Below are 14,330 nucleotides of genomic sequence, written 5' to 3'. Positions count from 1 at the left end.
TCAGGCCGCCTGCGCCAGGCGCCGCGGCAGCTGGCGCGGCGCGATGCCGGCCACGGCCTCGGCGATGGCGCGGATGTGATCCGGCGAGGTGCCGCAGCAGCCGCCGACCAGGTTGAGCAGGCCGGCGGTGGCGAACTCGTGCAGCGTCTCGGCCATTTCCTCCGGCGTCTCGTCGTACTCGCCGAAGGCGTTGGGCAGGCCGGCGTTGGGATGCGCGCTGACATAGCAGTCCGCCACGGTCGCCAGTGTCTCCACGTGCGGGCGCAGATCCTTGGCGCCCAGCGCGCAGTTCAGGCCGATCGACAGCGGGCGGGCGTGCATCAGCGAGGTGTAGAACGCCTCGGCCGTCTGCCCGGACAGCGTGCGCCCGGAGGCGTCGGTGATGGTGCCGGAGATCATCACCGGCAGCCGCGCGCCGCGCCCGTCGAAGGCTTCCTCGATGGCGAACAGCGCGGCCTTGGCGTTGAGCGTGTCGAAGATGGTCTCGACCATCAGCGTGTCGGCGCCGCCGTCGATCAGGCCTTCCACCGCCTCGCGATAGGTCTGGCGCAGGGCCTCGAAACTGGTGTTGCGAAACCCCGGGTCGTTGACGTCCGGGCTGATCGAAGCCGTGCGGCTGGTCGGCCCCAGCACGCCGATCACGAAGCGCGGCTTGTCCGGGGTTATGGCCTCGATGGCGTCGCAGCACTGGCGGGCGATGCGCGCGCCTTCCTTGTTCAACTCGTAGACCAGGTGTTCCAGGTGATAGTCTGCCTGGCTGACGGCGGTGGCGTTGAAGGTATTGGTCTCCAGCAGGTCGGCGCCGGCCTCCAGGTAGGCCGTGTGCACGCCGGCGATGACCTGCGGATTGCTGAGCAGCAACAGGTCGTTGTTGCCCTTGAGGTCGTGGCCATGGTCGCAACCCGGCCCATGCGCGTGATCCTGCACCTGAAGGCTGTCGAAGCCACCGGCGAAGCGCTCGCCGCGGTAGTCGGCCTCTTCCAGCCTGTGGCGCTGGATCATGGTGCCCATCGCGCCATCGATGATCAGGATGCGGCTGGCCAGCGCGTCCAGCAGCAGCTGGGTGCGGGCCGGGTTGAGCCAGGGCAGGGATTGGGTGGTACTCATGCGGCGCTCCTCACGGCTTGATGCCGGTCAGCGAGATGACTTCGAAATGCGGCGGGCGGCGTTCGCGCGTGACCACCTGCAGGCTGGCCACCTGCAGCCCGCTCTTCTCGGCGAACCTGCGCAGCTCGGCGTCGGTGAAGCCCAGATTGACGTGGCCGTAGGCGTTGACCACCGACTGGTGCTCGTGCCGGCCCAGGCTGGACAGCAGCAGCTTGCCGCCCGGGCGCAGCACGCGCGCGGCCTCGGCCACGGCCTTGGCCGGGCGCTGCGAATAGGTCAGCGCATGCATCAGCACCACCAGGTCGAAGGTGCCGGCCTCGAACGGCAGGGCATGCATGTCGCCTTCGCGCACCTCCACATTGGGGAAGCGGCGCAGGCGTTCGCCCGCGGCGGCGACCACACGCGCACTGGTATCCACGCACACGTAGCGGTGCGAATGCGGCGAGAGCAGCTCGGCCAGCACGCCGTCGCCGGAGGCGATGTCGAGCACGTCGCCGGTGTGCAGCAGCGGCAGGGCGGTGCGCGCCAGCGCCTCCCAGGTGCGGCCCGGCGAATAATGGCGCTCCATGTCGCCGGCCACGCTGTCGGCCCAGTTCTGGGTAGCGGCGCGTGCGGCCAGCACCTCGGCCACGCGCTCGGCGTCCTGGCGCAGCAGCGGGTCGTCGCTGCCGGCGCGCAGGCTGCGCCACAGCTCGCGCTGGGCCGGATCCAGGTTGTCCTCGTCGAAGCGGTAGTAGGCGGACACGCCGGCGCGGCGGTCGCGCACCAGGCCCGAATCCTTGAGCTTGGCCAGATGCGTGGACACCCGCGGCTGGGCCAGCCGGGTGATGGCCGACAGCTCGGCCACGGTCAGCTCCTCGCCGGCTAGCAGGGCCAGCAGACGCACGCGGGTGGCGTCGGCGAAGACCTTCAGGCGCGCCGACCAGGCTTCCAGATCCATATTTATCTCTATATCAAGATATGGAGATATTTTGCCGACGCTGCCGCTCCCGGTCAATTCCATACGCAACCGCATGGTGGTTCGCTACAATCGTCGCCATCACCCAATGGGAGGGGAACGACCGTGGATTTCGGATACACCGACGAGCAGCTGATGATCCAGGATGTGGCCCGCCGCATCGCCCAGGAAAAGATCGCGCCCAGCGCCGAGCACTTCGACAAGACCGGCGAGTTCCCGCTGGAGAACATCCAGTTGCTGGGCGAGAACGGCCTGATGGGCATCGAGGTGCCGGACGAGTACGGCGGCGCCGGCATGGACCCGATCAGCTACGTGCTGGCGATGATCGAGGTGGCGGCCGGCGACGGCGCGCACTCGACCATCATGTCGGTCAACAATTCGCTGTACTGCACGGGCCTTTTGAAGTTCGGCAGCGAGGAACAGAAGCAGACCTATGTGCGCGCCATCGCCGACGGCAGCCGGATCGGCGCCTTCGCCCTGACCGAGCCGCAGTCCGGCTCCGATGCCACGGCCATGCGCTGCCGCGCGGTGCGGCAGGCCGACGGCAGCTTCGTGATCAACGGCAAGAAGAGCTGGATCACCTCGGGGCCGGTGGCCAAGTACATCGTGCTGTTCGCCATGACCGACCCGGACAAGGGCGCGCGCGGCATCACCGCCTTCATCGTCGACACCGACAGGGCGGGCTTCCACCGCGGCAAGACCGAGCCCAAGCTCGGCATCCGCGCCTCGGCCACCTGCGAGATCGAGTTCGCCGACTACGTGGCCCAGCCGGTCGAGGTGATCGGCGAGGAAGGGCAGGGCTTCAAGATCGCCATGGGCGTGCTGGACGCCGGCCGCATCGGCATCGCCTCGCAGGCCATCGGCATCGCCCGCGCCGCCTACGAGAAGACCGTCGAGTACGTGAAGGAGCGCAAGGCCTTCGGCGCGCCGATCGGCACCTTCCAGATGACCCAGGCCAAGATCGCCGACATGAAGTGCAAGCTGGATGCGTCGCTGCTGCTGACCCTGCGCGCCGCGTGGCTCAAGGGCCAGGGCAAGCCCTTCAGCAGCGAGGCGGCCATCGCCAAGCTCACCGCCTCGGAGGCGGCGATGTGGATCACCCACCAGGCCGTGCAGATCCATGGCGGCATGGGGTACTCCAAGGAAATGCCACTGGAGCGCTACTTCCGCGACGCCAAGATCACCGAGATCTACGAGGGCACCAGCGAGATCCAGCGCCTGGTGATCGCGCGCGCGGAGACCGGGCTGCGCTGAAGGCCGCGCCGGGCGCTGGGCGCCCCTGGCGCGCCGGCGGCTTTGCATTTGTAGTCGGCACCAAAGCTCCGACCGTCGTTCCCGCGCACGCGGGAACCCAGGGACTTTCGCGAGGGCAGGCGCAAGGCACTGGATTCCCGCGTTCGCGGGAATGACGGGTCTAGTTGATGCTTGCTGACTCAAAATTCAGGAATCACGTGCGGCGCCTTTCACAAGAGAGAGGCCGGCCGCTTGGCACCACCGTGGGAGCCGCCATCGCGGCGATGAAGCTTTCCCGGTAAAGCCCCTCGCCGCCATGGCGGCTCCCACCAAGCAAGACCGACCCCAAGCAACACCCGGCCCCAAACAAGAAGCCCCGGCATCACCGGGGCTTCTTGGGTTTCAGGACCTCAAAGCAGGCGATCAGTGACCGCCATGCCCCTGCGGGGTGTCCTGACGCGGCGGCTGGCCGTCCTGCTCGCCGTCCTGGTGCGAGGCCAGGTATTCCTTGGAGGGCTCGTCCATCTTGTCGCCCAGCAGGCGCCGCACCACGATGAAGAACATCGGGATCAGCAGCAGACCCAGCACCGTGGCGAACACCATGCCGCCGATCACGCCGGTGGAGATGGCGTGGCGGGCGTTGGCGCCGGCGCCGCTGGACAGGGCCATCGGCACCACGCCCATGATGAAAGCGAAGGAGGTCATCAGGATCGGGCGCATGCGCAGGTGCGCGGCGTTGACGATGGCGTCGTGCAGCGTGCGGCCCTGCGCGCGTTCCATCACCGCGAACTCCACGATCAGGATCGCGTTCTTCGCCGCCAGGCCGATCACGGTGATCAGGCCGATCTGGAAGAAGATGTCGTTGGACAGGCCGCGCAGCATGGTGAAGGCCAGCGCGCCCAGGGCGCCCAGCGGCACCACCAGCAGCACCGAGACCGGGATCGACCAGCTCTCGTACAGCGCCGCAAGGCACAGGAACACCACCACCAGCGACAGCACCAGCAGCAGGGTCTGGCTGTTGCCTGCCAGGATTTCCTGGTAGCTCATGCCCGACCAGTCGAAGCCGAAGCCGGCCGGCAGCTTGTCGCGCACGATGCCTTCCATGGTGGCCATGGCCTGGCCCGAGGAGCTGCCCGGCGCCGGCGAACCGTTGATGTTGACCGCCGAATAGCCGTTGTAGCGCGCCAGCGACGGCGGCAGCGAGGCCCAGCTGGTCGACACCACGTTGGACAGCGGGATCATCGACGGATTGCCCTGCGCATCGCTCTCGGTGCTGCTGGGCACGTAGAACTGTTCCAGCGACTCAGGACCGGTGCGGAAGGGCGCGTCGGCACGCATGTTCACGCGCTTGATGCGGCCACCGTAGAAGAAGTCGTTGACGTACACCGGCGCCAGCATCAGCTGGATCGAGGTGTAGATGTCGCTGACCGACAGGCCCATCGACTGCGCCTGCACGCGGTCGACCTTCAGCTGCAGCTGCGGGGCGTTCTCCAGCGTGTTGGGGCGCACCTGCATCAGCGACTTGTCCTGCGAGGCGATGCCCAGCAGCTGGTTGCGCGCGGCCATCAGCGCATCCTGGCCGGCGCCGGTGCGGTCCTGCAGCCACATGTCGAAGCCGCCGAACTGGCCCAGGCCCTGGATGGTCGGCAGGTTGACCACGAAGATCTGCGCGCCCTTGATGCCCTGCAGCGCGCCGTTGGCCTGGCCGATGAACTGCGTGGCCACCGGGCGATCGTCCCAGGGCTTGAGGCGGATGAAGGCCATGCCCACGTTCTCACCCTGGCCCAGGAAGCTGAAGCCGGTGATCTGCATCATGCCTTCGAAGCCATCCAGCTTGCCCAGCGTGCCGCGGATCTGGTCCATGACCTCGTTGGTCTTCTGCATCGGCGTCCCCGGTGGGGTCTGCACGATGGCCAGCGCGTAGCCCTGGTCCTCCTCGGGGACGAAGCTGGTGGGGATGCGCGTGAACAGGAAACCGGTCAGCACCACCAGCACGGCGAACAGCAGCATCCAGCGTGGCGCGTGGCGCACCTGCCGGCCGATCATCCCCACATAGCCCTTCTCGGTCTTGCCGTAGTACTTCTCGAAGGTGCGGAAGACGATGTTCTTCTTCTTCTCGTGGCTGTTCTCATCGTGCTGCTTGAGGAAGCTGGCGCACAGCGAAGGGGTGAAGCCCAGCGCCAGGAACGCCGAGAAGCCCATCGAGATGGCGATGGTCAGCGCGAACTGCTTGTAGATCTCGCCCGAGGCGCCGCCCTGCAGGGCCGAGGGGATGAATACGGCCGCCAGCACCACGGTGATGGCCACCACCGCGCCGGTGATCTGCTCCATCGCCTTGATCGTGGCCTCGCGCGGCGGGAGCTTCTCCTCGGCCATGATGCGCTCGACGTTCTCGATCACCACGATCGCATCGTCCACCACGATGCCGATCGCCAGCACCATGGCGAACATGGTCAGCTGGTTGATGGTGAAGCCGATGATGTCCAGGCCCATGAAGGTGCCCAGCAGCGCCACCGGGATCACCAGGGTGGGGATGATCGTCGCGCGGAAGTTCTGCAGGAAGATCAGCATCACCAGGAAGACCAGGATGATGGCCTCGATCAGCGTGTGGACCACTTCCTCGATGGAGATCTTGACGAAGGTGGTGGTCTCGTACGGCGTGAACCAGGTGACGCCCGGCGGGAAGCTGGCCGCCAGGTCGTTCATCTTGGCCTCGACCGCCTCGTACACGCTCAGCGCGTTGGCGCCGGGCAGCAGCTGGATGGCGAAGGCGCCGACCGGCTTGCCGTTGTACTTGGTGTCAAAGCCGTAGTTCTGCGCGCCGAAGGCCACCCGCGCGACGTCCTTCAGGCGCACGGTCGCACCGTCGTTGTCCGCGCGCAGGATGATGTTCTCGAACTGCTCGGGCTCGGTGAAGCGGCCCTCGGCCGAGACCGTGACCTGGAAGGCCTGGCCTTCCGGCGCCGGGTCCGAGCCCATCGAGCCCGCAGCGAACTGCACGTTCTGCGCCTTGACCGCCGCCAGCACCTGGCTGGCGGACATGTTGTAGCCCTGCAGCTTCAACGGGTCCAGCCAGATGTTCATGGCGTACTCGGAACCGAAGTGCTGGGTGCTGCCCACGCCCGGCACGCGCGAGATCTGGTCGAGCACGCGCGAGGCGATGATGTCGTTGAGGTGGTTGCGGTCGATCGAGGCGTTCTCGGACTGCACGCCGACCACCATCAGGAAGCCGGCGTTGGCCTTGGCCACCACCACGCCCTGCGCGGTCACCTCACTGGGCAGGCGCGGCTGGGCCAGCGACACCTTGTTCTGCACCTGCACCTGGGCGATGTCCGGATTGGTGCCGGTCTCGAAGGTCAGGGTGATCGTGGCGCGGCCCGAGGAGCTGGACGTCGAGCTGAAGTACAGCAGATTGTCGATGCCGGTTAGCTGCTGCTCGATCACCTGGGTGACCGAACGTTCGGTGGTGCTCGCGCTGGCGCCGGGGTAGGTCGCCTGCACCGTGATCTGCGGCGGCGCCACGTTGGGGTAGGACTCGATACCCATATTGAGGATCGAGATCACGCCGGCCAGCGAGATCAGGATCGCGACGACCCAGGCGAAGACCGGGTGATTGATGAAGAACTTGGGCATGGGGGTGAATCCTTACTTGGCCTGGTCTTGCGCAGGCTGCTGGGTGTCGCCCTGCTTGGCGTCGGCGCCCGCGGCGGCGGGCTGCTGGGGCTTGCCGCCGGCCTGCTGCTGGCTCGCCGCCAGGGCCTGCGCATAGGGCACGGCCTTGACCTGGCCGCCTTCCTTGGCCTTCTGCAGGCCGACGCCGATCACGCGGTCGCCGGTCTTCAGGCCGCCGGTAACGACCCACTTGTGATCCACCGAGGTGGTTTCCATCTGCACGTCCTTGCGCACGACCTTGCCGTCGGCACCGACGACCAGGGCGTAGGCGCCGTTGGTGTCGCGCTGGATGGCCTCCTGCGGCACCAAGTACACGCCGCTGCGCGTGCCCAGGTCGGCCTCGACGGTGACGAAGCTGCCGGGCAGCAGCGCCTTGTCGGGGTTGGGCACGGTGGCGCGCAGCGAGACCGTGCCGGTGGCCTGGTCGACCACCACGTCGGAGAAGCCCAGCGTGCCGACCTGGTCGTAGACCTGGCCGTTGGGAAGCTTGATCTTGACCTTGGTGTCCTTGGTGTCGGTCAGGCTGACGCTGCCCTGGCCCTGGGCCTGGCGCAGCGACTGCAGCTCGGAGGAACTCATGGTGAAGTTGACGTAGAGCGGATCGATCTGGTCCACGGTGGTCAGCAGAGTCACGCCCTCGGCGCCGACCAGCGCGCCCTCGGTGACCTGCTGCTTGCCGGCGCGGCCGGAGATCGGCGCGGTGACGTTGGCATAGCCCAGGTTGATCTGGGCGTTGGTCACCGCGGCCTTGGCCTGCTGCAGGGCGGCCGCGGCGCTGCGCTCGGCGGCCTCGGCGTCGTCCAGGTCGGACTGGGACACGTACTGCTGCGGCGCCAGCTTGCGGGCGCGCTCGGCGGCGATGTGCGCGTTGGTGTAGGTGGCCTGGGCCGAGGCCTGCTGGCCCTGGGCCGAGCTGAGGTCGGCCTGCAGCGGCGCCGGGTCGATCTTGAACAGCACCTGGCCTTCCTTCACGTCGGTGCCTTCCTCGTAGACGCGCTTGAGCAGCACGCCGGGCACGCGGGCACGCACGTCGGCGCTGCGCACCGGCGCCAGGCGACCGCTGAGCGCGCGGGTCAGCGGCACGCTGGTCGGCTGCACGTCGATCACGCCCACTTCCGGCGGCGGCGGAGCCTGCTGCTCCTCCTTCTTGCAGGCGGCCAGGGCCAGCATGAGAGCGAGGCTGAGCAGGAGCGGGCGGGTTGGGGCGGTCATGGAAGAGGGCTCCGGAAAAACTGAAGGGTGGTGAGGTGGCAGGAAGTGGGCAGCGCTAGCAGCGGCAGCGGGCGGCGTGTGCGTCGGGCGCGAAGGCGCGCAGGAAGGCCTCGACCGCCCGGCTCGCCCAGGCGCGGCGCGCGGCGGGCAGTCGCTGCGGCTCGGCGAAGCGCACGCGCTCCAGGTCCAGACCGAGCAGCATGCCGAACAGCAGTTCGGCCGACGCGTGCGGATCGTCATGCCTCAGCAGGCCGGCCTGCATGGCCTGGGACAGCCACTGGGCCAGATGCTGATGCAGGCGCTCGCCGCCATCGCGCCAGATGCCGCGGGCTTCGTCGGGGAACTGCGGCGACTCGGCGCTGAACAACCGACAGGCCGCGACCACGTCGGGCTCGGCCAGCCGCTCAAGATATTCCTCGGCGAAGGCCAGCAGCGGCGCTCGCACGCCATCCTCGAAACTTCCCAGCCGCGCGGTGGTCAGCTGCAGCTGCTCGTGCATCAGATCCCGCAGCAGCGCGTGCTTGCTGCCGAACTGCGAATACAGCGTCTGCTTGGAGCAGCCGGCGCGCTGGGCGAGCGCATCCATGCTCACGCGAAAACCTTGCTCGGCCATCAGGGCGCGCATGGCAGTAAAGACCCGCTGGCGTCGCTCGGCTGCGGTCGGAGTGGCGTCAGACAGGCTCATGGGGGCTGGACTATACCGTCCAGTTCAGAATTTGAATACCCCGAAAATGCAGTCGCGACGCGGTTTATCCGCGCTTGTGAAGATCGAGTGATGGGGCGGTGACGGGATCGACATGCAATGACCGTTTATCCGCGCGTCGAGCAAACGCGTCAGCACCTGACGCACGGCTTACAAGGCTTGCAAACACGCTGGAAGTGTGAGCAATCGGCATGCGCTCAAGTCGATTGATCATGATGCCGCGCAACACGAAGGTTTAAGAGAGCAGGCCTACAATGCGCGATTAACTTCCTCGATGTAAGCGACTGTATGAGCACCACCGGCAGCAGGCTCCGCAATAAATCCGCTTCGACCTCCAAGGCCGCCTCGGCCCCGCCCTCAGGCAAGTCCAGCAGCAAGCCCGCCAAGGCCATCGCGCCGTCGGCCAAGCCCGTTCCCGCAACCCCGCCCAAGCCGCGCGCCACGAAGGCCGGCGCGTCCACCCCAGCGTTCTCGCTGCAGCCCATCCACGACGCCTTGAAGACGCTGGTGCCCAACGCCAAGCGCGAGCAGGCCAAGGTCTTCGCCGATGCCTTCTACCGGCGCATGGAGCAGGACGAGTTCCCGCACCACAGCGCGCAGGGCTGGGCCGCGATGGCGGTGGACATGCTGGAGTTCGCGCGCGTGCGCAAGCCCGGTACGGCCAATGTGCGCGTGTTCAACGCCAGCGCCAAGGCCAACGGCTGGGAGTCCTCGCACTCGGTACTGCAGATCGTCAACGACGACATGCCCTTCCTGGTCGATTCGGTGAGCATGGCCCTGGCCGGCATGGGCGTGGGCGTACATGTGCTGGGCCATCCGGTGGTGCGCTTCGAGCGCGACAAGTCGGGCAAGGCCACGGCGGTGGGCGAGGGCAAGGCCGAGTCGCTGATGATGCTGGAGATCGACCGCCAGCCGGCCGAGGCGATGCCGCGCATCGAGGCCGAGATCCGCCGCGTGCTGGCCGAGGTGCGTCAGATCGTCGGCGACTGGAGCGCGATGCGCGAGAAGATGCTGGCCGTGGCCGAGGACCTGGCCACGCGCCGCATGCCGGTCTCCGATGGCATGCGCCGCGAGACGCAGGAATTCCTGCAGTGGGCCGCCAACGACCACTTCACCTTCTTCGGCTATCGCGAGTACCGCGTGCAGAAGCAGGGCGGCGAGGAAGTGCTGGTGCCGCAGGAGGACACCAGCCTGGGCCTGATGCGGGGCCATGCCTCGGGCAAGCCGCGCGCGGTGCGCTCGCTGGCCGCCAACCTGCTCAACGAGGCCGGCGAAGCCGAGGCGATGATCCTGACCAAGACCAATGCGCGCGCCACGGTGCATCGCAAGGGTTACATGGACTACATCGGCGTGCTGTCCTTCGACGCCAACGGCCGCATCACCGGCGAGCAGCGCTTCCTGGGCCTGTTCACCTCCAGCGCCTACAACCGCCGCCCGTGGGAGATCCCGCTGGTGCGCGAGCGCCACGAGCACGTCATGCGCCAGTCCGGCCTGTCGCCCAACAGCCATAGCGGCAAGGCGCTGCGCCATATCCTGGAGACGCTGCCGCGCGAGGAACTGTTCCAGTCGCGCCAGGACGAGCTGGCGCGCACCGCGATGGGCATCCTGGGCCTGCAGGAGCGCGTGCGCAGCAAGCTGTTCCTGCGCCGCGATCGCTACGGGCGTTTCTGGTCGGCGCTGGTCTACGTGCCGCGCGACCGCTTCAACACCCAGCTGCGCCTGCGCATCGAGACGCTGATGAAGGAGGCCCTGCACGGCGACGCGGTCGACACCACCGTGCAGCTGGGCGAATCGCCGCTGGCGCAGCTGCACCTGACCGTGCGCCCGCGCCCGGGCGAGGAGGTCAGCGTCGATGCGGCCGAGCTGGAGTCGCGCCTGTCGCATCTGCTGCGCAACTGGCAGGACGACCTGCGCGAGACGCTGATCCAGCGCCACGGCGAGGCGCGCGGGCTGGCGCTGGCGTCCAGCTTCGGCCGGGCGCTGCCGCAGTACTACATCGAGAACGTCTCCACCGAGCTGGCCGCCGACGACGTCGAGCGCCTGGCCCAGCTCAAGGACGCCGACGACCTGCGCCTGAGCCTGTACCGCTCGCCGCGGCACCGCGCCGGCGAGGGCGCGCTGCGCCTGAATCTCTATCACTTGGGCATCGACATCCCGCTGTCCGACGCGCTGCCGCTGATGGAGAACATGGGCCTGCGCGTGATCTCCGAACATCCCTTCCGCCTCGATCTGGACGGGCGCGTGGCCTATATCCAGGAGTTCGAGGTCGAGCCGGCCGGCGGCGACATCGACGTGGCCGCGCGCGCGGAGGATTTCGACGAGGCCTTCGCCCGCGTCTGGCGCGGCGATGCCGAGAACGACCGCTTCAACCGCCTGGTGCTGCGTGCCGGCCTGAGCTGGCGCCAGGTCGCGGTGCTGCGCGGTTACACCAAGTACCTGCTGCAGACCGGCGTGCCGTTCACCCAGGCCTCGGTCGAGGACACGCTGGGCCGCTACCCGCTGCTGGCCGCGCTGCTGGTGCGGCTGTTCGAGGTGCGCTTCGACCCGACGCTGGACGGCAAGGCCAAGGCGCGCGACAGCAAGCGTGCGCAGGACGCGGCGCAGGCGCTGCTGGCCCTGGCCGACACGGCCGACGAGGACACGCACAAGGCGCTGCAGGCCCTCGCACAGGCGGCCACCCAGTCGCGCGACGCGCAGACCGAGGCCGTGCATGCGGCCATGCTCAAGCTGCTCGACGGCGTCTCCAGCCTGGACGACGACCGCATCCTGCGCAGCCTGATGGGCACCATCGAGGCCACGCTGCGCACCAGCTACTACCAGGTCGACAAGGACGGTGCGCCGGCGCACACGATCAGCTTCAAGTTCGATTCGGCCAAGGTGCCCGACCTGCCCAAGCCGCGCCCGTACCGCGAGATCTTCGTCTGCGGCCCGCGCGTGGAAGGCGTGCACCTGCGCTTCGGCGCGGTGGCGCGCGGCGGCCTGCGCTGGTCCGATCGCCGCGACGATTTCCGCACCGAGGTGCTGGGCCTGGTCAAGGCGCAGATGGTGAAGAACACGGTCATCGTGCCGGTCGGCGCCAAGGGCGGCTTCTACGTCAAGCAGTCGCCGGCCAGCGGCGAGCGCGACGCGGTCATGGCCGAGGGCATCGCCTGCTACAAGATGTTCATCCAGGGCCTGCTGGACATCACCGACAACATCGTCGGCGGCAAGATCGTGCCGCCGGTGGACGTGGTGCGCCACGACGCCGACGACCCGTACCTGGTGGTGGCCGCCGACAAGGGCACGGCGACCTTCTCCGATATCGCCAACGGCCTGGCCATCGACCACGGCTTCTGGCTGGGCGATGCCTTCGCCTCGGGCGGCTCGGTGGGCTACGACCACAAGGGCATGGGCATTACCGCCAAGGGCGCGTGGGAGTCGGTCAAGCGCCATTTCCGCGCCCTGGGCCGCGACTGCCAGACCCAGGACTTCACCGTGGTCGGCATCGGCGACATGTCCGGCGACGTGTTCGGCAACGGCATGCTGCTGTCCGAACACATCCGCCTAGTGGCCGCCTTCGATCACCGCCACATCTTCCTGGACCCCAACCCGGATGCGGCCAGGTCCTTCGCCGAGCGCGCGCGCATGTTCAAGCTGCCGCGCTCGTCCTGGGCCGATTACGACACCAAGCTGATCTCGGCCGGCGGCGGCGTGTTCCCGCGCACGCTCAAGACCATCCCGCTGAGCCCGCAGGTCAAGCAGGCGCTGGGGCTGGACGCGGGCGTCGCCGCGCTGTCGCCGACCGAGCTGCTCAGCGCCATCCTCAAGGCGCCGGTGGACCTGCTGTGGAACGGCGGCATCGGCACCTACGTCAAGTCCGCGCAGGAGAGCAATGCCGACGTCGGCGACCGCGCCAACAACGCGCTGCGCGTCAACGGCGGTCAGCTGCGCTGCAAGGTGGTGGGCGAGGGCGGCAACCTGGGCCTGACCCAGCTGGGCCGCATCGAGGCGGCGCAGAACGGCGTGCTGCTCAACACCGACTTCATCGACAACTCCGCCGGCGTTGACACCTCCGACCACGAGGTCAACATCAAGATCCTGCTCGACGGCGTGGTGCGGCAGAAGAAGCTCACCGAAGCGGCGCGCAACACCCTGCTGGCCAGCATGACCGACGAGGTCGGCCAGCTGGTGCTGACCGACAACTACCGCCAGAACCAGGCGCTGAGCCTGATGGAGCGCATGAGCGTCTCGCGCCTGGGCTCCAAGCAGCACTTCGTGCAGGTGCTGGAGGCGCGCGGCCTGCTGGACCGGCAGATCGAATACCTGCCCAGCGACGCCGAGTTCGCCGACCGCAAGGCGCGCGGGCTGGGCCTGACCCGGCCGGAGCTGTCGGTGCTGCTGTCCTATTCCAAGCTGGTGGCCTTCGCCGAACTGCTGCACACCGACATCCCCGAGGATCCGTACCTGTCCAAGGAGCTGCAGCGCTACTTCCCGCAGCCGCTGCAGAAGAAGTACGCCGCGCAGATGGAGCAGCACCGCCTCAAGCGCGAGATCATCGCCACCGCGGTGACCAACTCGACCATCAACCGCATGGGCGCCACCTTCCTCCTGCGCATGCAGGAGGACACCGGTCGCGACATCGGTGAGGTCGCCAAGGCCTACACCATCACCCGCGAGACGCTGGACGCGCGGGCGCTGTGGGCGCAGATCGATGCCCTGGACGGCAAGGTGGCCGAGGCGGTGCAGATCGACGCCCTGCAGGTGATCTGGAAGCTGCAGCGCAGCTTCACCCGCTGGCTGCTGACCCGCACCGGGCCGATTCCGGCCATCGCCACGGCGGTGGAGCGCTACCACGCCGGCTTCAACGACATCCGTGCGGCCGATGGCGTGCTGCCCGATTCGCTGCGCCCGGCCTACGAGGCCGCGCTAGCCGACTGGAAGGCCAAGGGCGTGCCCGATGCGCTGGCCGGCCAGCTGGCGGCCCTGCCGTACCTGGAGCCTTCGGCGGACATCATCGAACTGGCGCGTGCGCACAAGCTCTCGGCCGTGGCGGTGTCCAAGGTGTACTACCGCCTGGGCGACGCGCTGCACCTGCCGTGGCTGTTCGCGCAGATCGACGCGCTGCAGGTCGACGGCCGCTGGCATGCGGTGGCCCGTGGCGTGCTGCGCGACGAGCTCTCCGCCCACCTGCGCGCGATGACCGCGCAGGTGCTGGCCCTGCCCGGCGACAGCGCCGAGGCCAAGGTCGGGCGCTGGATGCAGCGCGACGATCCCACGCTGCGCTTCACCCGTTCCATGCTCGACGACATCGCCGCCCAGCGCACGCTGGACTACCCGACCGCCTCGGTCGCGGTGCAGCGCCTGTCGCAGCTGACCTGATCCAGGCCAGCCGAGAAAGGCACGCGGGGCCGGGTGGCGACACCTGGCCCCGCTTGTTTTTGCGTCGGTTGAAGACGCAACACGCGC

7 protein-coding genes are annotated in these 14,330 nt (G+C 68.2%); 2 read left to right on the top strand and 5 right to left on the bottom strand.

Translation table 11 applies throughout. From position 1 onward, the window contains the following. Both QE438_RS05910 and QE438_RS05905 read right to left on the bottom strand, forming a co-directional pair. The gene (locus QE438_RS05910; protein WP_306991824.1) at positions 1 to 1,107 is read right to left on the bottom strand and encodes a homocysteine S-methyltransferase family protein; all 1,107 of its coding nucleotides are present in this window, start codon (positions 1,105 to 1,107) and stop codon (positions 1 to 3) included. Between the two features lie 10 nt (positions 1,108 to 1,117). Next, positions 1,118 to 2,047 carry a metalloregulator ArsR/SmtB family transcription factor gene (locus QE438_RS05905; RefSeq protein ID WP_130518140.1) on the bottom strand — a complete coding sequence of 310 codons (930 nt, stop codon included), beginning with the start codon at positions 2,045 to 2,047 and terminating at the stop codon, positions 1,118 to 1,120. A gap of 123 nt (positions 2,048 to 2,170) precedes the next feature. On the opposite strand from QE438_RS05905, the gene QE438_RS05900 reads away from it, so the two are divergent. Further along, positions 2,171 to 3,319 carry an acyl-CoA dehydrogenase family protein gene (locus QE438_RS05900; RefSeq protein ID WP_306991826.1) on the top strand — a complete coding sequence of 383 codons (1,149 nt, stop codon included), beginning with the start codon at positions 2,171 to 2,173 and terminating at the stop codon, positions 3,317 to 3,319. Between the two features lie 402 nt (positions 3,320 to 3,721). Here the strand turns inward: QE438_RS05900 and QE438_RS05895 are convergent, their stop codons facing one another. The 3 genes from QE438_RS05895 to QE438_RS05885 are packed head-to-tail and all read right to left on the bottom strand — an operon-like array spanning position 3,722 to position 8,867. Beyond that, on the bottom strand, positions 3,722 to 6,931 hold the full coding sequence (locus QE438_RS05895; RefSeq protein ID WP_130531576.1) for a multidrug efflux RND transporter permease subunit: 3,210 nt from the start codon (positions 6,929 to 6,931) through the stop codon (positions 3,722 to 3,724). Between the two features lie 12 nt (positions 6,932 to 6,943). Further along, a complete protein-coding gene (locus QE438_RS05890) occupies positions 6,944 to 8,182 on the bottom strand; it encodes an efflux RND transporter periplasmic adaptor subunit (protein WP_130518146.1) in 1,239 nt (412 codons plus the stop codon). Positions 8,183 to 8,237: 55 nt separating this feature from the next. After that, on the bottom strand, positions 8,238 to 8,867 hold the full coding sequence (locus QE438_RS05885) for a TetR/AcrR family transcriptional regulator (protein ID WP_306991829.1): 630 nt from the start codon (positions 8,865 to 8,867) through the stop codon (positions 8,238 to 8,240). Between the two features lie 306 nt (positions 8,868 to 9,173). On the opposite strand from QE438_RS05885, the gene QE438_RS05880 reads away from it, so the two are divergent. Then, on the top strand, positions 9,174 to 14,243 hold the full coding sequence (locus tag QE438_RS05880; protein WP_306991831.1) for an NAD-glutamate dehydrogenase domain-containing protein: 5,070 nt from the start codon (positions 9,174 to 9,176) through the stop codon (positions 14,241 to 14,243). The last annotated feature ends 87 nt before the right edge of the window (positions 14,244 to 14,330 follow it).

Origin of the sequence: Pseudoxanthomonas sp. SORGH_AS_0997, assembly GCF_031453535.1 — a bacterium.
In the GTDB taxonomy this organism is placed as follows: Bacteria; Pseudomonadota; Gammaproteobacteria; order Xanthomonadales; family Xanthomonadaceae; genus Pseudoxanthomonas_A; species Pseudoxanthomonas_A winnipegensis.
Note: the sequence above shows the minus strand (reverse complement) of the source record. Positions and strands in the feature narration are given on the sequence as shown.

Coding starts and splice junctions, on each gene's coding strand:
- QE438_RS05910 (WP_306991824.1), bottom strand. CDS start 1,107: ATGAGTACCACCCAATCCCTGCCCTGGCTCAACCCGGCCCGCACCCAG.
- QE438_RS05905 (WP_130518140.1), bottom strand. CDS start 2,047: ATGGATCTGGAAGCCTGGTCGGCGCGCCTGAAGGTCTTCGCCGACGCC.
- QE438_RS05895 (WP_130531576.1), bottom strand. CDS start 6,931: ATGCCCAAGTTCTTCATCAATCACCCGGTCTTCGCCTGGGTCGTCGCG.
- QE438_RS05890 (WP_130518146.1), bottom strand. CDS start 8,182: ATGACCGCCCCAACCCGCCCGCTCCTGCTCAGCCTCGCTCTCATGCTG.
- QE438_RS05885 (WP_306991829.1), bottom strand. CDS start 8,867: ATGAGCCTGTCTGACGCCACTCCGACCGCAGCCGAGCGACGCCAGCGG.
- QE438_RS05880 (WP_306991831.1), top strand. CDS start 9,174: ATGAGCACCACCGGCAGCAGGCTCCGCAATAAATCCGCTTCGACCTCC.